We start from the raw sequence: 19943 nt of genomic DNA on the forward strand, positions 1-19943 counted from the left end.
CACGGATCGGACTGCTTTCGAAAAGCGGCTTACGGGTCGAGTTCGTCGACGTACTCCTCGGGCTCGTCCTCGTCGTCGACGTTGCCGTCCGGCGGGACGAAGCTCCCCGTGTAGAGGTAGCTGACGAGGAACATGACGACGAACCCGACGCCGACCGCGGCCGTCGTCCGGACGACGAACGGGAAGTCGACGAAGTAGAGCGCGCGGTCCGCGATCGCGATGGCGACGACCGTGACCAGCAGTATCTTCTGTTCGTCGGTCGGGTTGCGGACGAACTCGACCACGTCGTCTTTGAGGTCGCCGAACAGCCCCATCAGTCGTCACCTCCCGTCGTCGCCGTCGCGTCGGACTCGGCTGCCGCCTCGATCACGTCGCTCACGCGGTCGAGCCCCTCTTCGAGCTCGTCGGTCGGGAGTCCGAACCCGATCCGGAAGCGGTTCGGGAAGCCGAACAGGTGGCCGGGCGCGAGGACGACGCTCGCCTCCTCGACGACCGTCCGGCAGAACGACTCGGCGCCGTCGAAGCCGTCGGGGACCGTCACGAACGCGTTGACGCCGACCGGGTCGAGCCAGTCGAGGTCGTGACCGTCGACCCACGCCGCGACGGTCTCGCGGTGCGCGGCGGCCAACTCTCGGTTCTCCCGGAGGATGCCGTCCTCGCGCCGGCCGAGCGCCTGCTTCGCGACGTGTTGGCCGAACAGGCTCGGCGAGATGGTCGTGTAGTCCTTCCAGCGCCACGCGCGCTCGACCACGGGCTCGGGGCCGGCGATCCAGCCGAACCGGAGACCGGCGAGCCCGTACGCCTTCGTGAGGCTCGTCGTCGAGATGCCGTGTGCCCCGTAGCTCGCGACCGGCGACTGCGGGTCCTCGGCGAGCAGGCGGTACACCTCGTCACAGAGGAGGTACGCGTCGCGGTCGACGGCGACGTCGTACACCGCCCGCATCGCGTCCTCGTCGTGGTACCGTCCGGTGGGATTGTTCGGGTTGTTGACGACGATCACCGCGGTGTCGTCGCGGGCCGCTTCGGCGACCGCCTCGGGGTCGAGTTCCCACTCCGGCGGCTCGAGCTCGACGCGCGTCACGTCGCCGAACGCGTCCGGGACGGCGTGGAGCGCCTGATACGTCGGCGTGACGACGACCGCGTGCGCGCCGGAGCCGACGCCCGCCTCGCCGCCGTCGCCGTCGACGGCGTGCTCGTCGCCGAGCAGCGAGAGGAAGGTCAGGAAGTTCGCCTCCTGGGTGCCGCAGGTGAACAGGACCTCGTCGGCGGACCGGTCGTAGCGGTCGCCGACGGACGCCCGGAACTCGGGGTCGCCGTTCGTCGGGATCACGTAGCCGAGTTTCCCCGGGTCGAGGTCGAACCGACTCGCGTCGAGCGACCGGATGCCGCTCTCGGCCAGCATGATGTCGGCCTCGTGCTCGTACTCCGCGAACCAGCGTTCGAGGCCGAACGGGTCGATGCGCATACCCCTCATCGGACCGGCGCGAGGTTAGGTGCTACGGTCCCTAACGGCGGCGGCGAGTCCGAGCGGCACGACCCGGCACGCGGCGGTTCGGGTCCCGGTCGTCTCGCGCCGTCGACCGCGGCCGGCTCCGAGAATCGACGACCGCGGGACCGCGGGGCCGCGATCCCTCGCGACGACGCCACCGCAACGACTTTTGCCACCGATTGCGACCCGGTACCATGGTACTGAACCGACGGCGACTGTTGAGCGCGTTACTCTTCGCGATGGCCGCGCTCGCAGCCGTCGTATTGGCGGAGGTGCTGCGAACCGTCGTCTTCGCCGTCACCCTCGCGTACGTCCTCTACCCCGTCCGCCAACGGCTCGTCCGCCACGGCCTCTCCCGTCGGATCGCGTGTGCCGCGACCACGGTCATCGCCTTCCTCGCCGCCGCGCTCCTCGTGGCCCCGCTCCTGTACGTGCTGTATCAGCGCCGGTCGGAGCTGATCGTCATCCTCGAACGGATTCCCGACGTCGTCCCGATCAGCGTCGGCGACTTCGAGACGGTCATCGAGATCGCGCCGTACGCGGCGGCCGCCGAGGCGTGGGTCCGACAGGTCGCGATCGCCGTCGCGAGCGCGGCGCCCGTCCTCGTCTTGGAGCTGGTCGTGTTCACGTTCCTCGTCTACGGGATCCTGTACCGGCCGGTGGCGGTCGAGACGGCCGTCTTCAGCATCGTTCCCCCGGAGTATCAGGACATTCCGATGCGGCTCCACGAGCGCACGCGGGAGACGCTGTACTCGATCTACGTCCTCCAGGCCGCGACGGCGGCGGCGACGTTCGTCCTCGCGCTCTCGGTGTTCCGGGTGCTCGGGTACTCCTCGCCGATCCTGTTGGCCGTCATCGCCGGCGTCTTCCAGTTCATCCCCGTGGTCGGCCCCAGCATCCTCGTCGTCGGCCTGGCCACCGGCGACTTCCTGGTCGGCGAGCCCGGGCGTGCCGTCGCCGTGCTGGTGTTGGGCCTCGTCATCGTCTCCTTCGTCCCCGACGCGGTGATCCGGACGCAACTCGCGGGCTGGGCCGGCAAGATATCGCCGGGACTGTACTTCGTCGGGTTCGTCGGCGGGATACTCTCGCTCGGCGCGGTCGGGCTCATCGTCGGCCCCCTCGTCGTGTCGCTGCTCGTCGAAGTGATCGACATGCTCTCCGAGGGAGAGGAGCCGCCGGCCGCCGAACCGGCGGTGGAGACGACCGACGCGACGGACTGACCCGCGTTCACCCGCTGCGACCGGTTACCCACCGGCACGACTTTCCCCGCTCCGCTCCTGATCTGAGTAACGGATGGCTTTCACGGACTCTTCCGAGGCAGGCGCCCCCGACGCACCTGAGACCCCCGACGCGTTCACGGGCGCGGCCTCGCTCGCCCCGCGCCGGCTGTCGACGCTCGCCGACCGAGTCGCACAGGGATCCGGGGCCGACGCCGACTCGTCGGCCGCCGTCATCGAGGTCGCCGCGCCCGCGACGGGCGAGCGGATCGGTGCCGTTCCGGCCTCTGACGCCGCCGACGTCGAGGCCGCGGTCGAGCGCGCCCGCGAGGCGCAGGCCGAGTGGGCCGACACGCCCGCGACGGAGCGCGCGCGGATCGTCGACCGGTTCGGCGACCTCGTCGCGGACCGCCGCGGGGAGCTGCTCGACCTCCTCCAGTTGGAGACCGGGAAGTCGCGGCGCACCGCGGTCGAGGAACTGTTCGACGTGCCCACGGGCTGTTCGTACGTCGCCGGCGAGGCGCCCGACGTGCTCGCCGAGGAGCGGCGCCGCGGCGTGGCGCCCGGACTCTCGACCGCGACGGTGACCCGCGAACCGACCGGGGTCGTCGGGGTCATCTCGCCGTGGAACTACCCCCTGACGCTGTCGATGGCGGACGCGATCCCCGCGCTGGCCGCCGGCAACGCCGTCGTCCTCAAACCGGACGAGAAGACGCCGTACGGCGCGCTGCTGCTCGACGAACTGCTGGAGGTCGCGGGGCTCCCGGACGGCCTCTTTCAGGTCGTCACCGGCGAGGGGCCGACCGTCGGCCCGCCGCTGATCGACGCGGTCGACCACGTCGCGTTCACCGGCAGCACGGCGACCGGCCGGGTCATCGCCGAGCGCGCGGGCCGGAACCTGATCGAGTGCTCGCTGGAACTCGGCGGCAACAACCCGCTCGTCGTCTGCGGCGACGCGGACGTGGACGAGGCCGCGCGGGGCGCGGTCCAAGCGTGCTTCTCGAACGCGGGGCAGCTCTGCCTGTCGGCGGAGCGGCTCTACGTCGTCGAGTCCGCGTACGAGGAGTTCCTCGACGCCTTCGTCCGGGAGACCGAGGCGCTGACGCTCGGGACCGGCTACGACTACGACGCCGACCTCGGGTCGCTCGTCGACGCGGACCAGCTGGCGCGGGTCGAGTCGCACGTCGCGGACGCCCGCGAGCGCGGCGCGACCGTCGAGACTGGCGGACGCGCGCGCCCGGACGTCGCCCCGTACTGCTACGAGCCGACGATCCTGACCGGCGTCGACCCGGACGCGACGGTCGCCTGCGAGGAGACGTTCGGCCCCGTCGTCGCGGTGACGCCGGTGCCCGACGAGGCCGCGGCGGTCGCGGCCGCCAACGACTCGCCGTACGGCCTCAACGCGAGCGTCTGGACCGCCGACCGCGAGCGCGGCGCCGAACTCGCCCGCGAGATCGACTGCGGGACGGTGAACGTCAACGACGCGTTCCTCGCCACGTGGGGCGCCGTCGACGCGCCGATGGGCGGGTTCGGCGACTCCGGGATCGGCCGCCGGCACGGGCCGGAGGGAATTCGCAAGTACACCGAGACCCGGACGGTCGGCGTCTCGCGGATCGGACCACTGACCTTCCCGGACCGGATCCCGACCGACTGGTTCGTCGGCGGCGCGTTCGCCGCGCTGCGGGTCGCCGGCCGGGTGCGCCGCGGCGTCGACGCGGTCCGGCGGCGACTGTCACGCCGCTGAGCGACGCTGGCCGGTCGAAATACGAAGGAAACGCTGCGACCGCTGCGGCCGGCGTTACGCGTCGTCGTCGATCAGGTCGCCGAACACCGACGCCGCGGTGTCGGGCACGTCGAAGTCGTGGTAGTGCTCGCCCTTCTCGTTCGAGAGGATGTTGAGCGCGGCCGCGGCGCCGTCGCCGGCGGAGATGGCCGCCTGCCACTCCTCGGCGCGGGCCATCGCGCCGGTGGCGTAGACGCCGTCGACGCTGGTCTCCGTCGAGAGGTCGACGCTCACGGTGTCGTCGTCGTCGAACTCGCAGCCGAGCGACTCGGCGAGGTCGCGGTTCGCGCCCGTCGCGAGGACGACGTAGTCGGCCTCGTACTCCTCGTCCTCGGTCGTCACGGTGAAACCGTCGCCGACCGCTTCGACGCCCGTGACCTTCTCGCCCTGGTGCCGGTCGACGCCGAAGTCGTCGACCTGCTGGCGGGCGGTGGCCATGAACTCGCTGCCGCCGACCGATCCCACGCCGAGGTAGTTGAACAGGTGCGCCTTGTGCATCCACGTCCCGTCCGTGTCGAAGAGGACGGTGTCGAGTCCGTTCTTGCTCGCGAACAGCCCCGCGCTCAGGCCCGCCGGTCCACCGCCGACAATTGCGACGTTCGTCATGGCCCCGATAACGCGGCTGATCGGATAAGCGTTGGCGGAAGCGGGGATCGACGAGACCGGTCGAGAGCGGGGGTTCGCGGGCGGCGACGGTCCGCCGGGCGCGCTCCGGTCGGCGGGCCGGAGTCGAATCGGAATGCAAATACCCGAACGGGGCTAAGAGTATATATCCAAATGACAGAGAGTAACGGTTCCGGCCGGGTTCCCAGTCAGCCGGTCGTCGTTCAGGAAGACTCCCATCAAAACGAGATTCCGGACAACATCGACTCGGAGCTGTATTCGGCGGACAGCCCCACCAACTCGTTCCACGAGTTCACGATCGAACCCGGAGACGACCTCGTCGAAGCGCTCCGTAACAACGGCTACACGGTCGAGTTCAGAGACCGGTAGCGGGCCGGTCGTCCGCTCGCTGCTCCCGTCTCGCGGCCCCGATTCTCGTCTCACTCCGTCGAGCGGTACCCCTTCAGAGCCGGTTTTTCACCGACCGATCGTCACTCCGCGAAGTCGGTGAGCGATCCGGAACCGCTGTCTCCTGACTCGTCGTCTTCCGATTCGTCGTCTCCCGATTCGTCGTCTCCAGGTTCATCGTCTCCCGAATCATCGGTTTCCGACTCGTCCGCGTCCGAATCCCCCCACGGGTCGTCGGGGTCAACCGGTTCGACGGCGCGGTCGAGTTCGGACTCGTCGTACTCGGCGTCCCCGTCGAGCAGCATCGCGAGCCGCTGCCAGCGGGCGCTCTGCTCGTCTTCGCCCTCCGGGCCGACCCGCGCGCCGTGAGTCTTGAAGAATCGGGTGCCGCGGCCGCGCTTGGACCCCTCGCCGGTGTGGCCGTCGAAGACGGCGTCGAACGCGCCCTCCGGTTCGAGGTCGCCGACCGGGAAGTCGTGGGCGGGCTCCTCGCCGCGCTCGCGGGCCTCGGCCCTGATCTCGGCGACCGCGCCGAAGTAGGCGTCCGCGTTCGACGCCTCGCGGGTCGAGCGGGCGCGGGCGGCCGCGAGGGCGGCGTGGATCCCGCAGAGTCGGCCTTTCCACGCGTCCGGCTCCCAGCGCTCGGTGGCGAGTTCCTCGTAGCGCTCGATGGTGAGCGCGACCTCGTCGCCCGCGCGGAGGTCCTCGACGACGTAGAGGTTGAGGCGGTCCCAGAGGTTCCAGGCGTAGCCGGAGCGGGCCAGCTCCCACGCGGCCCACGCGGCGACCTCCTCGTCCGAGCGGCGGACCGCCTTCTGGAGGAGGCTGGAGACGACGTAGCGGCTGTAGCCGCCGTCGGTCTCGTTCGCCTCCTTCTGCTCGCCGAAGTCGTTCTCGCCCGTCGCGTCCGGCGTCGTCTCGGTTTCGAGGCTCCCGTCCGACCCGAACGTCGCCTGTCTGTCGTCGCCGTCGGCCATGGTCTCGCTCCCGGCGGGAACGACTTAACTGCCGCGCGGCGAGGGCGGTCCGGTCGCGACGCGAGCGTGGGCTTCGAGTCCGGCGATCGGGGCCGCGGTACGGCGGATCACACCGGATTTGAAAGGGAACCCTTAAGTCGAATCCGGCGGCTATGTTTCGGTAACCGCCCTTAGCTCAGCCTGGTAGAGCAGTCGACTGTAGATCGACTTGTCCCCCGTTCAATTCGGGGAGGGCGGACTGAACCTCAGCAACCGTGAGCGACCGCGAGCGGTTGGCAGCTTTACTTTCGCCGAGGGATTAACTCGGGTTCGTCGGTCCCGAACCGCTTCTACGTGGGGGTAGCGCTGTCGCTGTCCGGCTTCGTGTTGATCTGGCCGTACTACCCGGCTACGGGCGCGGTTTCGCGTTTATCCGCTTGCTCGCCACGTTCGACGACGCGATCGAACATATGAGGTCGTATCCGACGCCGCTTGATCAGGTGTGGAGGCGATTGGTCCACCCAATCGTCATTCCCATCGGGGTGAAAGGCAGGCGCTAATCCTCCCGAAATCTCTTGACTGGGAAGTACTTCCACACGAGACTGTTAATTTTGGCCTGAATAGGAGACAAGAACGAGACAATAAGCCCCGTCAAAAATGATCCCAATGCGATTGTAGCATAGATCAGCGCTGGAATCTCAGACTCCTGTGTGATACTTAGTGAGAATCCAACATAGAAGGCAAAAACAACCAACGCACCAAGAATCAACGTAGCTCCGAGTAACGCAAAGGTACCTGGCACTGTCTCAGAGTGCTTTTTTATAATGCTCCACACATCTGCGTAGAAGATTCTTAGCGCAGTTGTTCCCTCCGTACTAGCGGGATTGTGTTCGTCTGTATCCCAAGCAAATACTGTCTGACCTTTGCGACGGTAGAGCCACTCCGAATCTTCCATATCGGTAACATGGTTACTGACCACCGTGGTCGAACAATCCATTTTCTCGGCAAGCTCTTCCTGCGTAAATCGCCGATTCGGATTATAATAAAGAAGCTCTGCTATCTCAAAAAAAGTATCCCCCTTTTGCTCGAATTCTTCATGGAATTCTTTTGGAAGTGTTCTCATGAATTCGTATAAGATAACAGGGAATAAAAATCATTGAGTCGGTGTTTACGAGTATTAATACCCCTGTTTATGTCGATAAACGGGTTTAGAAGGCCTGTGAAAGATGTTTCCGGTTTTTACATATGGCTCCTCTCTTACTATTCGCAATGTCAGAAAAAGAAGAAAGTCCGACTCCACGGTCGGAGTCAGAGGTCGATAAGCGAAAGTATAGACACAACAATCGAGCGCAGATTGATCCACGATTGGTCTTGGGAGGTGGTGTGCTCCTGATCCTCGCGGGGCCACTGCTAGTGGTGGCTGTCGACATCCAATCAGCACTAGCCTCAACTCCGGCATTCACAGGCGTGTCTGCTGCGATAATTGCGATACTGTTAGTAACAGCGATAGCCGCAGCAGCACTCGGTTTAGACTAAACTCGCCGAAATCGCTTGATTGCCGCCGACCGCGAGACTGACGCCGCCATCACCCGACTTTTCACAGCTCCCGGCGACGAGTACGTATGAGCGTTCGCTGGCGGCCGATCGCCGTCGTCCTCCTCGTCGTGCTGGCCGGCTGTGCCGGCGCGTCGGTCCCGGATGTCGGCTCCGACTCGCCGCCCGCCGATCTCGAATCACCACCCGACAACCCCGACGGCGTCGACCCAGACGATCCGGACGACACCGCCTGGACGGGCACCGTCGTGCGTGTCGTCGACGGCGACACGATGGAGGTCGAGTTCCCGAACGGCGAGGTCGACACCGTGAGGCTCCTCGGCGTCGACACGCCCGAGACGAGCGCCGAGTCGACGTCGCCCGGCGAGTTCGAGCGGATTCCCGACACCGACGCCGGCCGGGCACACCTCCGGACGTGGGGCGGCGAGGCGTCGGCGTTCGCGGAGTCGGAGCTCGCCGGCGAGGAGGTCACGGTCGTCACCGGCGGCGACCGCCGAGGGGGCTACGGGCGCCTGCTCGCGGTGCTGTACGTCGACGGCGAGGACTTCAACGAGCGTCTGCTCACGGAGGGGTACGCTCGGCTGTACGACACGGAATTCGCGAAGCGGGACGCGTACGCCGCGGCGGAGTCCGAGGCGCGGGAGCGCAAGGTCGGGCTCTGGGGCTTCGAGGAGTCGGGGTGAGCGACTGCGCGGCGCGAACGGGACCGACCGATTCGATCCGCAGACACGCGTTGCGGGCCGATTAGCGGTCGTCCGCGAGTCGGGCGTCAACCCTTCGGAGGGGAACCGATTCCCCCCGCGTCTGCCGGGTCGGGACGTTTTATTCCACCCGTGACCGACAGGGCTCACATGGAGTACACGACGCTCGGCGGGACGGGGGCGACGGTAAGCCGGCTCGCGCTCGGCTGTATGAGCTTCGGTAGCGGTCACGACTGGATGCTCGACGCCGAGGAGGGTCGCGAGCTGGTCGAGCGCGCGATCGAACTCGGAATCACCTTCTTCGACACGGCGAACGTCTACTCGAACGGCGAGAGCGAGGAGATCCTCGGCGACGTCCTCGCCGAGTACGACCGCGACGAGTTCGTCGTCGCCACGAAGGTGTACGGCGAGATGGACGAGTCGAACCCGAACTCCGGGGGCCTCTCCCGGAAGGCGATCGAACAGGAGCTGTCGAACTCCCTCGACCGGCTGGGGATGGACACGGTCGACCTCTACCAGATCCACCGGTGGGACGACGACACGCCGATCGAGGAGACGCTCGCGGCGCTCGACGACGCCGTGCGTCGCGGTGACGTGCGGTACCTCGGCGCCTCCTCGATGTGGGCCCACCAGTTCGCGGAGTCGCTTCACGTCAGCGAGCGCGAGGGGTACGAGCGGTTCGTCACCATGCAGAACCTCTACAACCTCGCGTACCGCGAGGAGGAGCGCGAGATGGCCCCCCTCTGCCGAAAGAAGGACGTTGGGATGATCCCGTGGAGCCCGGTCGGCGCGGGGTACCTCGCGCGCCCCTACGAAGATGACGACGCGACGACCCGCGGCGAACACGAGACGGAGCTCGGCCGTCCGTACCGCGAGGGCGGCGGCGAGGAGATCAACCGCCGCGTCGAGGAGCTCGCCGACGAGAAGGGGGTGAAGATGGCGCAGATCGCGCTCCGATGGGTCGCGGGCAAGGAGGTCGTGGACGCGCCCATCGTCGGCACCTCGAGCGTCGAGCACCTCGAGGACGCGGTCGAGGCGCTCGACGTCGACCTCACCGACTCGGACGTCGAGTGGCTCGAAGAGCCGTACGAGCCGGTCCGCGTCTCCGGACACGAGTAGCGCGGCGCGCCCCCGTTTCGAACGCCGATAGCGGCGCGACTACGCATCGCGGCGATCGCCACGCGGTCGTCACGCACGGGCCCTCGCGTCAGGTCACTCGTCGAAGCGGGCCGCGACCTCGCGTTTCGTCTCCTCGATCACGCGTCGCTCGGCCCGCCGCATCGCCCGCGTCGCCTCGTCGGTGTACGCCACCGAGACGCTCGGAAGCGCGCCCGCGAACGGCCCGCCCAGTACCTCTTCGGGGTCGATTCGGACCTCGAAGGCGAACGCGGATGGGAACTCCCGCAACACGCCGGTGAAGGGGAAGGCGTCCTCGACCAGCTCCGTCGCCTCGTCGCGGTCGAAGGCCCCGAGCGCCGCCGGCCAGAACGCGTCTTCCGGCCGGGCGACGATCGGTCGGAGCGCGTCGCCGAGCCGTCGGCAGCGCTCGACGACGGCCGCCTCGACGGCCGTCGCGGTTTCCGCCGACACGTCGTCCGCGAGCGCGTCGTGGAACCCGTCTTTCGCCACCAGTTCGTCGGCGTACGCGTCGACGGGGTCGTCGCCGCTCGCGTACCGGAGGATCACGTCGAACTGCGCGAGCGCGTCGTCGCGGTAGGCCGCGAGCTCCGGTTCGACGACGCGGCGCTCCAAGGCGTCGGCGCGGCTTCGGAGCCGGTCGACGACCGCGCCGCCCGGGCCGAGCCCGGTCCCGCGGAGCGCCCGCTCGACGCTGAACTCGGCTCTGGTCGCGTCCACGGCGTCGGTGAGGAAGGCGTCGAAGCCAGATCTCGCGGCGGCACGCGTCATAGGTTGAATACGGAGCGACCGGCAAAGTGGCTTCCGCGGCCCGCGACTGCCCCCGGCCGGCCGGTCTCACACCCTGTGTCGCCGTAACACACTTAAGAGCGCGCTCGGTACGGTGTCGTAGTGGCATCCCGACAGGGCGGGTCGGGGGACGCGGAGCCCCTCGGGCCCGGATCGACGGAGCGTCGGACCGCTTCCACGACCGCCGCCGCGAGCCGGCAGGCCGACGCGCGGCCCCGGTCGCCGCCGGAGTCGCCAGCGCGTCGCCGCGCTCGGGCCGGCCGAACCGATCAAAACGCGGAGTATCGATCGGTCGATCCGACACACGGCGGAGACGCCGCCACGCGAACCCCGGAGGACCCGCCGGTCCGCGACCCCGGGCTGTACGCGCTGACGGATCACTTCCGCGAGCGTCTCGAACAGCCGGGTCGGTACGTCTCGACGCGCACCGTGAGCGACGCGATCCGCGAGGGACAGCTCCGCTGGAACAGCACCGACGGGTGGCGGTTCGCCCTGGTCGAGGGCGGCGTGCGCTTCGTCGTCGTCGTGAGCGACACGGAGACGAACTCCCCCGTCGTCGTCACGGGCTGGACCGAGGTCGCCGACCGAGAGGCCGCGCTGGAGGCGACGCGCTGGGACGGCGTCGACGTCGACACCATCGCCGTGCGGGCGGCGCTCTCGGAGTCGGCGTCGACGCCGATCCCGGACCGGATCCGCCCTCGGACCGTGACCCGACCGTTCGAGGTCGGCGAACACCGCCTCGAAACGGCTCCCGGCGACCCGTTCGTGCGCTGTACCGACTGCGGCTGTCGGTTCCGCTCGAAGGAGGGGATCACCTCGCGCCGCTGTCGAAAGCAGTCGCCGGGGCGGTAGTTCGCGACGCTATTTATAAACGAAATCCGACTTTTCACGCGATTTATGAGTGGCGACACGATGCGGCGGCGCGTGCCCCCGAGCGTCCGAAGGATGCGAGGCGCACGCGCGAGGGAGTCGCTGGCGCCGGCGGCGCCAGCGACGAGGCTTTGGAGGCGTTCGGCACCGATCCGCAGTCAACAATTTATACCCGAGCGGCTGGGGCTTCGGCGGTGTTCACCCCGGTAGCCACCCGTCGCGATCTAGCGACCGTCTCCGACTCCTCTCGTCCGGTGACGCTATCCATTTCCGCGTCGCGGCCGAAGCGATGGTGATGACCGACGACACCGGCGACGACGCCGGCGACGCTCCCACAGAGGACGCGGCTACCGACGACGCGGCTACCGACCCAGACAGCTCTGACGCCGAACTCTCCTTGGAGCGCTTCCACGAGGCGCTCGAAGCCGAGGAGCGACCGGTCGCGACCGCGAGCGAGGTCGCCCGACGGCTCGGAACCACGCAGGCGGCGGCCCGCGACGCGCTCGGCGCGCTCGCCGACCGCGGCGACGTTGACCGCCTCGACGTCGAGGCCGACCCCGTCGTCTTCTACCCGCGCGACTGGGGCGCGCTGGCGACCCGGGAGCGCGTCGTGGTCTTCCCCGAGCGCCGAGAGATCGTCGTCGACCGACCGACGCAGTACACTCGCGCGCGACTGTCGCAGTTCGCGCACCTCGTGGACACCTCCGGGACCGAGCCGGGTACGCGCGGGTATCTCTACCGGGTCAGACAGGAGGACGTGTGGGCCGCGCCGTACGACGACGCCGACGCGCTCGTCGGGGCGCTCCGCTCGGTGCTGCCGCGGCGGTTCGAACACCTCGAAGAGTGGGTCCGCGACCAGTGGCGTCGGGCGCACCGCTTCAGGCTGTACACGCACGCGGACGGCTACGTCGTCCTCGAAGCCGCCTCGGAGAACCTGATGGGGAACGTCGCCGACCAACACCTCGACGACGAGCACCTCCGCGCTCCGATATCCGACACCGAGGCGTGGGTCAACGAGGGCGCGGTCGCCGCGATCAAACGCGCGCTCTACGACGCCGGCTACCCCGTCGAGGACGACCGCGACCTAGAGACCGGCGACCCCGTCGAGATCGAACTCACGACCGACCTGCGCGACTACCAGGAGACGTGGGTGGAGACGTTCCTTGACCGCAAGTCGGGCGTGTACGTCGGGCCGCCGGGCTCCGGCAAGACGGTCGCCGCCATCGCGACGATCGCCGCGGTCGGGGGCGAGACCCTCGTGTTGGTCCCCTCCCGCGAACTGGCCGACCAGTGGCGCGACGAGCTGCTCGAACACTCGACGATCGACCCCGGGGACATCGGGCTGTACCACGGCGGGACCAAGGAGATCAGACCGGTCACGATCGCGACCTACCAGATCGCCGGGATGGACCGCCACCGCTCGCTGTTCGACTCCCGGAAGTGGGGCCTGATCTGCTTCGACGAGGCACATCACATCACCGCCCCCGTGTTCTCCCGCTCCGCGGAGCTACAGGCCAAACATCGGCTCGGGCTCTCGGCGACCCCGGTCAGCGAGACCGACAGCGAAGAGGAGATCTACACCCTGATCGGGGGACCGATCGGCGCCGACTGGGACGCGCTCTTCGAGGCCGGCTTCGTCCAGGAGCCCGAGGTGGAGATCCGGTACGTCCCGTGGCGCGACGAGATGGCGCAAAGCGAGTACGCCGCCGCGGACGGTCGGGAGCGCAGACGCGTCGCGTCGGAGAACCCCGCGAAAGTCGAGGAGATCCGTTACCTGCTGGCGGCTCACCGCGACAAGAAGGCGCTCGTGTTCGTCGAGTACCTCGACCACGGCGAGGCCATCGCGGACGCGCTCGGAGCCCCCTTCATCAGCGGCGAGACCCCCCACCACGAACGCGCCGAACTGTTCCGGCGATTCCGTGCGGACGGCGAGGCGGGCAGCGATCGCGGCGGCGAAACCGCCCACGACGACGAGTCGCTCGACGTCCTCGTCGTCTCCCGCGTCGGCGACGAGGGGATCGACCTCCCGAACGCCGAACTCGCGGTCGTCGCGAGCGGGCTCGGCGGCTCCCGGCGTCAGGGGTCACAGCGGGCGGGCCGAACGATGCGACCGACCGGCTCCGCGCTCGTGTACGTCCTCGCGACCCGCGGCTCCAGCGAGGAGGAGTTCGCCCAGCGACAGATGCGCCACCTCGGTCGGAAGGGCGTCCGCGTCCGCGAGACCAACGTCGCTGAGTAGTCCGCGGGGCGGTGCTGCTCGTCCCGCTCGCCCGGCCGGCGGTTTCGCTCGTCAAGGCCGGCCCATCGCGATCGGCAGTTCAGAGCGCGTCAGCCAAGCGCTCGGCCGCGTCCTCGAGTTCGCCCTCGTTCTCGATGAACCGGACGGGCGCGTTCTGGTCTCTCGCGTACTGGAGCGCCGCGGATCGGTTGAGGTCCTGTTCGAAGTCGATCTGTCGCTCTGTGACCCCGTCGAGGTCGCGGTCGCTCTCTCGACGGCGTTCGAGGATCGTCTCCGGGTCGGCTTCCACGAGGACGAACGCGTCCGGCGAGACGTCGTGGAGCACTTCCGCGGGGAGCCCTTGGACGTACCCGGTCAGGGTTTCGACCGCGAGGTGCGTCGAGAGGAGCACGTTCGTCTGCTCCGCCTCCTCGGCGACGAACTCGCCCGCGCGACGCTGGAGCCGGCGCGTCTCGGTCTGCGAGATCCGGCCGAGTTGCGCCCGTTCGGTCGTGATCCCCATCGTCGCCGCCTGTTCGAGCATCACGTCGCCGAAGTTGATCAGCTTGTACCCGTCTCCGAGCCCGCGCCTGACCGCCTGACAGACGCTGGAGAGACCGACGCCGTTGACCCCCGACACGAGCGTGACGGACATCAGAAACTCACCTCGTTCTCCTCGTCTCCCGGCATTCCGCCGCGGTCGTCGTAGTAGCGGCGGCCGATGAACTGGGCGCCGACGAGCATCATCAGGGTGTCATAGAGGTCGTCGGCCGAGTCGAACGTCTCGACGTCGGACCGCTCGATGACCGCTCGAATCGTCGTTGACTCTCCGTCCGGCGGTGAGAGCTCAGTCTCACCGACCGTCTCCAACACCGCGCTTCTGGGCGCCGGAAACTGTAGTTTCCTCGCGAACAGGTCACGGGTCTCTGGTAAGCGCATACATACCATTTGACAGCTCACGCGAACATAAGTGTACATGTACACGCGGTAAGGCCGGCTCTCTCGTCGGTCTGCCCTCGACCGCGTCGGGCCCGCTGGTCCGGCCGCGACTCGCCGGAGGGCGAAGCTTTCAACACGCATTCCGGTGACTTCGCGACATGGACGCCCACGAGCCCTCGCCCGACGCCGACAGCGAAGACGGCCCGACCCCGACCGTCGCAGAGGCGGTCGTCGACGCCATGCTCGACCGCGGCGTCGACACCGTCTTCGGCATCCCGGGAAAACAGACCCTCCCGCTGAATCGGGCGCTCGCCGACCGCGACGCGCGCTTCGTCGTCGCCCGCCACGAGACCGCGGTCACCCACCAGGCGTGGGGATACGCCGAAACGAGCGACGCGGACGGCATGGCGGCCACCTGCGTCGTTCCCGGCCCCGGTGACACGAACGCGATGAACGGGCTGAAAAACGCCGCCAACGACTGCGTCCCCCTCCTCCACCTCGCCGTCGAGACGGAGCGGTCGGTCCGCGGCGGCGACGGGATTCACGAGACGCCGCCGGAGACCTACGACACCGTCGTCAAGGAGAACGTCCTCGTCGACTCGCCCGCGGGCGCGGTCCCGGCGGTCGCCGAGGCGATCCGGACCGCCCGCGAACACCCGCAGGGACCGGTCCGAGTCGGGATTCCGAAGGACGTGCTCGCGAGCCGGACCCGCCAGCCGGCCGTCGGCGACCGCGACCCGACCCCGTCCCCCGCACCGCCCGCGGAGGCGGTGAGCGAGGCAGCTGCGTTGCTCGACGACGCGGCGACCCCCGTCGTCCTCGCCGGCGGCGGCGTCCGGCGGTCGGGCGCGAGCGACGCCCTGCGGTCGGTCGCGGAGGGGCTGGACGCGCCGGTCGTGACGACGTACAAGGGGAAGGGGACGCTCCCGGAGAGCCACCCGCTCTCGGCCGGCGTCCTCTGCGGGGGCGCGAGCACCGAACTCCGCGACCTCCTCGCGGGGGCGGACGTGGGGCTCGTCGTCGGCTCCGACCTCGACGCGGTCGCGACCGCCTCGTGGTCCGTCTCGATGCCCGAGACGCTGGCCCACGTCACGCTCGACGGCGACGACATCGGGTTCGGCTACGAGGCCGACCTCGGAGTCGTCGCCGACGCCGACCGCTTCCTCCGGGCGCTCGACGAGCGACTGACCGAAGGCGCGATCGGCGGAGGGACCGAGTCCGGGGTCCGCTCCGGCGCGGAGCGCGCGGAGTCAGTTCGCGCGGCCGATCGAGAACGCTTCGCGGCGCTCACGGAGGCGGCCGACGATCGCGACGACGGCGGGGAGACCGCCGACCCCCGTCGGCTCCGCTCCGTCGAGGTCCTCTCGGCGGTGCGCGACGCGGTTCCCGAGGAAGCGGTCGTCACCGCCGACGCGGGGGGGTTCAGGCTCTGGACGCTGGTCTCCTTCCCCGCGTCGGGGCCTCGCTCGTACGTCAACCCCGGCTCGTGGGCCACGATGGGAACCGGGCTCCCCTCGGCGATCGGGGCGAAGCTGGCGAACCCCGACCGCGACGTCGTCGCGCTCACCGGCGACGGCGGGCTCATGATGTGCGTCCACGAGCTCCACACGCTGGCGAGCGAGGGCATAGATGTCACGGTCGTCGCGCTCAACAACGACGACTACGCGATCATCAGCGAGGAGGCGTCGCGCTCGTACGGGTTCCCCGACGCGAGCTACGGCTGGCAGGAGACCGGGCTCGACCTCGTCGCGGTCGCGTCGGGGATGGGCGTGCCCGCGGAGCGCGTCCGCGACCGCGACGCCGTCGCCGAGGCGGTCGAACGGGCCCGGGACCGAGACGGCCCGGCGCTCGTCGAGGTCGTCACCGATCCGACAGAGCCGCAGGCGAGCGAGTGGATGACCGGACGGCTACCCGACGAGTGACTCTCGGGGCCGATCTATCCGTCGACTCCTTCGGGGCCGATCCGGCCGCCGACTCTCCCGGAATCGCTCCGCCACTCCGTTTCACGCCGAGCGTTTCCGAGATCTGAAGCGATCTATATCAACGCCGACCGCCGAGTGCGAGTATGCGCAACCCGTGGGTTCACGACGACGTTCCGGACGACGCCGGGAAAGGGTACGACGGCGGCGTCGGCCTGCTGGCGGCGACCATGTGGGGGGCGTTGGTCCTGTTCGTCGGCGGGTTCGTCCTCCTCTCGGGGGCCGGCGTCGTCGACCTCTCGCTCGCCGAGTCGATCGGCTCGGTGGTGACGGGGGTCGTCGCCGCGCTCGCGCTCGCGTTGGCCCTCCCGATCCTGTTGAAGCTGCTCGCGATCTCGCGGGCCCTCGCCGCGCTGGCGTTCTTCGTCACCGCGGCCTCGGTCGGGCGGTTCGTGGTCGCCCGCGAACCGGAGCAGTTCCGGGCCCTCGTCGACGCGGGCAACGGACTCGCCGAGAACGCCGGCGCGCTCGGTGGCCTCTTCGACTTCGTCGACTCGATGGCGCCGGCGGCGGTCGACGCCGCGCTCGCGGCCGTCCTCGCGACGCCGATCGCGTGAACCTGCGGAAGCGGCGCTGAAACTCTATCTCCGTCCGCGTTCGGATGACGTGAGCCTTAACACCGACCGTCGTGAACGCCGCCCATGACGCATCCGAACGACGTCGCCGTCGGGATCGTCGGTCTCGGCGGGATCGGGTCCCACCACGCGACGAAGCTCACCGAGCGAGGCGCGAACCTCGTCGGCGGAATGGACATCGACGCAGACGCCCGGGCGCGGTTCCACGAGGAGTTCGGCCTCCACGCATACGAGGACGAGGACGACCTCTACGACGACTGCGACGCCGTGTTGATCACCACGCCGAACCGCTTCCACGAGGAGTACGCGACCTCGGCGCTTTCGGCCGGCCTCGACGTACTCTTGGAGAAGCCGCTGGCGCACACGCTCGAGAGCGCCGAGCGCATCGCGGAGGCCGCCCGCGCCGCCGAGGGGTTCTGTATGGTCGGGTTCAACAACCGGTTCGCGGAGCCGGTCCAGGTGGTCAAACACTACCAGGACGAGGACCGGTTCGGCGAGACGACCCACGTCGAGGCGAACTACGTGCGCCGGCGCGGCGTGCCCGGCCGCGGGTCGTGGTTCACGTCCGCGGACGTCGCCGGCGGCGGCGCGCTCATCGACATCGGTGTCCACGCGATCGATCTGGCCCTCTACTTCCTCGATCACCCCGAGGTCGTGGAGGTCTCCGGCGAGACGCGCTCGGAGTTCGGCGGCCGCGACGACTACGCGTACGTCCACATGTGGGGCGACGACGCCGGCCCCGAGGGGTTCGACGTGGACGACTCCGCGTCGGCATTCATCCGGGCCGAAGACGGCTCCACGGTCTCGCTGGAGGTCGCTTGGGCCACGAACCGGCCCGCGACCGACGAGTTCGTGGTCCGCGGCACCGAGGCGGGGGCGACGTTCGACCGCGGCAGCGACGACCTCACGATCCACGAGGCGGGCGTCGGCGGCGGCCACCACCTCACCGACGCGAGCGTCGAGACGCGCGAGGGCAACGGCCACGCCGCCGAGCAGGCGACGTTCCTCGAAGCGGTCGCCGAGGGGGAGCAGCCCGCGATCAACACCGTCGAGGAGGGGCTGCGCGTCCAGCGCGTCATCGACGCCATCTACCGGTCCTCCGAGACCGGGGCGGCGGTCCGGCTGGACTGAGTCGACCGCGATGGGAACCTATTCGGTGCTGGGGGTCGTTTCGCCGCACAACTCGTGACCAGCGATCCCGGCCCGACGCCGCCCTCCGAACGGATCACCAGCCTCGACGCGCTCCGGGGGTTCGCGCTGCTCGGTATCCTCGTCATCAACATTCGCGTCTTCTCGATGCCGGAGGCGACGCTGTTGAACCCCAACGTGTACGGCGATTTCACCGGCGCGAACTACTGGACGTGGTTCGTCGGACACGTCTTCGCGCAGTCGAAGTTCATCACCGTCTTCTCGGCGTTGTTCGGCGCCGGCGTCCTGCTTTTCATCGAGAGCAAAGAGGACAAGGGCCAAGACGCCGCGCGGCTTCACCTCCGCCGGACCGCGGTGCTGATCGCGATCGGGCTCCTCCACGCGTACCTCCTGTGGTACGGCGACATCCTCGTGACATACGGGCTCTGCGGGCTGTTCCTGCTGTTCGTCCGCGATCTCGACGCGCGCCGGCTCGCCGGGCTCGCCGGGATCTTTCTGCTGTTCGTGCCCGCGATCGAGCTGTTCGCCGCGGTGTCTATCGGCGGCGAGGCGATCGCCGGTCAGTGGATGCCCGCGGAGACGGCGATCCGCCAGGAGGTGGCCGCCTACCGCGGCGGGTGGCTCGAGCAGATGAGCCACCGCGTCGACTCGTCGCTCCAGCGACAGACGAGCGGCTTCATCGGGGCCAGCTTCTGGCGGGTCGGCGGCGTCATGCTGCTCGGCATGGCGCTGTACCGGTGGGGCGTGTTGACCGGCGAGCGCTCGACGCGGTTCTACCGGCGACTCGTCGCGGGCGGCGTCGTCGGCGTCGCGGTCGTCGTGGCCGGGGTCGCGTACATCGAAGCGAACGACTGGAGCGCCGGCGCCGCGCTGTTCTGGCGGCAGTTCAACTACGTCGGGAGCCTGCTCGTCGCCGGCGGGTACGTCGGGGGGGTCACCCTGTTCGTCCGCTGGCGCGGCGAGGGGTTCGTGACTACGGCGCTCACCGCGGTCGGTCGGACCGCGTTCACGAACTACTTGCTCCAGACCGTCATCGCGACCACGATATTCTACGGGCACGGCCTCCGCCTGTTCGGATACGTCAGCCGCGTCGAGGCGATCGGGATCGTCGTCGCGGTCTGGGCAGTCCAGATTCCCCTGTCGGTGGTCTGGCTGCGGTACTTCCGGTTCGGGCCCGTCGAGTGGGCGTGGCGGACGCTCACCTACGGCGAGGCGCAGCCGATGCGGATCGACGGATAGCCCCCGCTCGGACGGCCCGCCCGAAGCGGTCGCTCGTCCGCTCACGTTCTCCGAACTGAGACTCGCGAGGACACGTTCAACACCCTTCCGCCGAACGCTCGCCCATGACTGACTTCGACGTTCACGACCACCGCCACGAACTGAAACAGCTCCGCGACGCGGGTGCGACGAGCCTCTGGGAGAACCGCGAGGACGTGCCCTGCCCGGTGTGTGACGGCGTTTTCTCGCGGTTGTTCGTCAGCCGACAGCGGGGGACGACGTTCCCCGAGAACGACGGCGCGCGCTTCTGTCTCCTTCGCGACGACGACGCGGTGTACCTGTTCAGGCACTGAGTTCG

21 protein-coding genes and 1 tRNA gene are annotated in these 19943 nt (G+C 69.0%); 14 read left to right on the forward strand and 8 right to left on the reverse strand.

Annotated features, from left to right (window positions below):
* Nucleotides 1-29 precede the first annotated feature (29 nt).
* A complete protein-coding gene (locus tag ABDZ89_RS07000; RefSeq protein WP_343777776.1) occupies nt 30-314 on the reverse strand; it encodes a hypothetical protein in 285 nt (94 codons plus the stop codon).
* On the reverse strand, nt 314-1465 hold the full coding sequence (locus tag ABDZ89_RS07005) for an aminotransferase class I/II-fold pyridoxal phosphate-dependent enzyme (protein ID WP_343777778.1): 1152 nt from the start codon (nt 1463-1465) through the stop codon (nt 314-316). Before ABDZ89_RS07005 ends, ABDZ89_RS07000 begins: the two co-directional genes overlap by 1 nt.
* Nucleotides 1466-1683: 218 nt before the next feature.
* On the opposite strand from ABDZ89_RS07005, the gene ABDZ89_RS07010 reads away from it, so the two are divergent.
* Nucleotides 1684-2709: an AI-2E family transporter gene (locus ABDZ89_RS07010; protein WP_343777779.1), complete on the forward strand. Its 1026-nt coding sequence runs from the start codon at nt 1684-1686 to the stop codon at nt 2707-2709.
* Nucleotides 2710-2782: 73 nt separating this feature from the next.
* Nucleotides 2783-4450: a succinic semialdehyde dehydrogenase gene (locus ABDZ89_RS07015; protein ID WP_343777781.1), complete on the forward strand. Its 1668-nt coding sequence runs from the start codon at nt 2783-2785 to the stop codon at nt 4448-4450.
* 54 nt (nt 4451-4504) lie between these two features.
* Here the strand turns inward: ABDZ89_RS07015 and ABDZ89_RS07020 are convergent, their stop codons facing one another.
* Entirely contained in the window at nt 4505-5095 is a 591-nt protein-coding gene (locus ABDZ89_RS07020; protein WP_343777783.1) for an NAD(P)/FAD-dependent oxidoreductase, read from the reverse strand.
* A 171-nt stretch (nt 5096-5266) separates the two neighbouring features.
* Here ABDZ89_RS07020 and ABDZ89_RS07025 point away from each other — a divergent pair, with 171 nt between their 5' ends.
* Nucleotides 5267-5482: a hypothetical protein gene (locus tag ABDZ89_RS07025; RefSeq protein ID WP_343777785.1), complete on the forward strand. Its 216-nt coding sequence runs from the start codon at nt 5267-5269 to the stop codon at nt 5480-5482.
* A gap of 101 nt (nt 5483-5583) precedes the next feature.
* Here ABDZ89_RS07025 and ABDZ89_RS07030 read toward each other — a convergent pair whose 3' ends face one another.
* A complete protein-coding gene (locus tag ABDZ89_RS07030) occupies nt 5584-6477 on the reverse strand; it encodes a hypothetical protein (protein WP_343777787.1) in 894 nt (297 codons plus the stop codon).
* A 164-nt stretch (nt 6478-6641) separates the two neighbouring features.
* Between ABDZ89_RS07030 and ABDZ89_RS07035 the strand changes: the two genes are divergently transcribed.
* Nucleotides 6642-6715: transfer RNA gene (locus tag ABDZ89_RS07035), tRNA-Tyr, on the forward strand.
* A gap of 297 nt (nt 6716-7012) precedes the next feature.
* On the opposite strand, the gene ABDZ89_RS07040 is transcribed toward ABDZ89_RS07035, so the two are convergent.
* Nucleotides 7013-7579 (reverse strand): MarR family transcriptional regulator, encoded by a 567-nt coding sequence (locus tag ABDZ89_RS07040; protein ID WP_343777789.1) that lies wholly within the window; start codon nt 7577-7579, stop codon nt 7013-7015.
* A 260-nt stretch (nt 7580-7839) separates the two neighbouring features.
* Between ABDZ89_RS07040 and ABDZ89_RS07045 the strand changes: the two genes are divergently transcribed.
* The 3 genes from ABDZ89_RS07045 (at nt 7840) to ABDZ89_RS07055 (ending at nt 9830) form a co-directional block, all read left to right on the forward strand.
* Nucleotides 7840-7992, forward strand: a complete 153-nt coding sequence (locus ABDZ89_RS07045; RefSeq protein ID WP_343777791.1) for a hypothetical protein — start codon at nt 7840-7842, stop codon at nt 7990-7992.
* Between the two features lie 86 nt (nt 7993-8078).
* Entirely contained in the window at nt 8079-8693 is a 615-nt protein-coding gene (locus ABDZ89_RS07050; RefSeq protein ID WP_343777793.1) for a thermonuclease family protein, read from the forward strand.
* Nucleotides 8694-8861: 168 nt separating this feature from the next.
* Nucleotides 8862-9830 (forward strand): aldo/keto reductase, encoded by a 969-nt coding sequence (locus ABDZ89_RS07055; RefSeq protein WP_343777795.1) that lies wholly within the window; start codon nt 8862-8864, stop codon nt 9828-9830.
* A gap of 93 nt (nt 9831-9923) precedes the next feature.
* Here ABDZ89_RS07055 and ABDZ89_RS07060 read toward each other — a convergent pair whose 3' ends face one another.
* Nucleotides 9924-10619, reverse strand: coding sequence for a hypothetical protein (locus tag ABDZ89_RS07060; protein WP_343777797.1), 696 nt, complete (start codon nt 10617-10619; stop codon nt 9924-9926).
* Nucleotides 10620-10739: 120 nt separating this feature from the next.
* Here ABDZ89_RS07060 and ABDZ89_RS07065 point away from each other — a divergent pair, with 120 nt between their 5' ends.
* Both ABDZ89_RS07065 and ABDZ89_RS07070 read left to right on the forward strand, forming a co-directional pair.
* A complete protein-coding gene (locus ABDZ89_RS07065) occupies nt 10740-11489 on the forward strand; it encodes a hypothetical protein (protein ID WP_343777798.1) in 750 nt (249 codons plus the stop codon).
* 313 nt (nt 11490-11802) lie between these two features.
* Complete coding sequence (locus ABDZ89_RS07070; protein WP_343777800.1) at nt 11803-13746, forward strand: DEAD/DEAH box helicase family protein; 1944 nt, start codon at nt 11803-11805, stop codon at nt 13744-13746.
* Between the two features lie 79 nt (nt 13747-13825).
* On the opposite strand, the gene ABDZ89_RS07075 is transcribed toward ABDZ89_RS07070, so the two are convergent.
* Complete coding sequence (locus ABDZ89_RS07075) at nt 13826-14380, reverse strand: adenylate kinase (RefSeq protein WP_343777802.1); 555 nt, start codon at nt 14378-14380, stop codon at nt 13826-13828.
* Nucleotides 14380-14664 carry a DUF5789 family protein gene (locus ABDZ89_RS07080; RefSeq protein ID WP_343777804.1) on the reverse strand — a complete coding sequence of 95 codons (285 nt, stop codon included), beginning with the start codon at nt 14662-14664 and terminating at the stop codon, nt 14380-14382. The genes ABDZ89_RS07075 and ABDZ89_RS07080 overlap by 1 nt, the downstream gene beginning before the upstream one ends.
* A 158-nt stretch (nt 14665-14822) precedes the next feature.
* Here ABDZ89_RS07080 and ABDZ89_RS07085 point away from each other — a divergent pair, with 158 nt between their 5' ends.
* The 5 genes from ABDZ89_RS07085 (at nt 14823) to ABDZ89_RS07105 (ending at nt 19938) form a co-directional block, all read left to right on the forward strand.
* Nucleotides 14823-16586, forward strand: a complete 1764-nt coding sequence (locus ABDZ89_RS07085; RefSeq protein WP_343777806.1) for a thiamine pyrophosphate-binding protein — start codon at nt 14823-14825, stop codon at nt 16584-16586.
* Between the two features lie 143 nt (nt 16587-16729).
* Nucleotides 16730-17200, forward strand: coding sequence for a hypothetical protein (locus tag ABDZ89_RS07090; protein WP_343777808.1), 471 nt, complete (start codon nt 16730-16732; stop codon nt 17198-17200).
* A gap of 84 nt (nt 17201-17284) precedes the next feature.
* Complete coding sequence (locus tag ABDZ89_RS07095) at nt 17285-18349, forward strand: Gfo/Idh/MocA family protein (RefSeq protein WP_343777810.1); 1065 nt, start codon at nt 17285-17287, stop codon at nt 18347-18349.
* A 54-nt stretch (nt 18350-18403) separates the two neighbouring features.
* Nucleotides 18404-19606, forward strand: coding sequence for a DUF418 domain-containing protein (locus tag ABDZ89_RS07100; protein WP_343777812.1), 1203 nt, complete (start codon nt 18404-18406; stop codon nt 19604-19606).
* Nucleotides 19607-19710: 104 nt separating this feature from the next.
* On the forward strand, nt 19711-19938 hold the full coding sequence (locus ABDZ89_RS07105; protein WP_343777814.1) for a DUF7385 family protein: 228 nt from the start codon (nt 19711-19713) through the stop codon (nt 19936-19938).
* The last annotated feature ends 5 nt before the right edge of the window (nt 19939-19943 follow it).

The sequence above is a fragment of the Halorubrum ejinorense genome, assembly GCF_039522565.1.
GTDB classification, from domain to species: Archaea; Halobacteriota; Halobacteria; order Halobacteriales; family Haloferacaceae; genus Halorubrum; species Halorubrum ejinorense.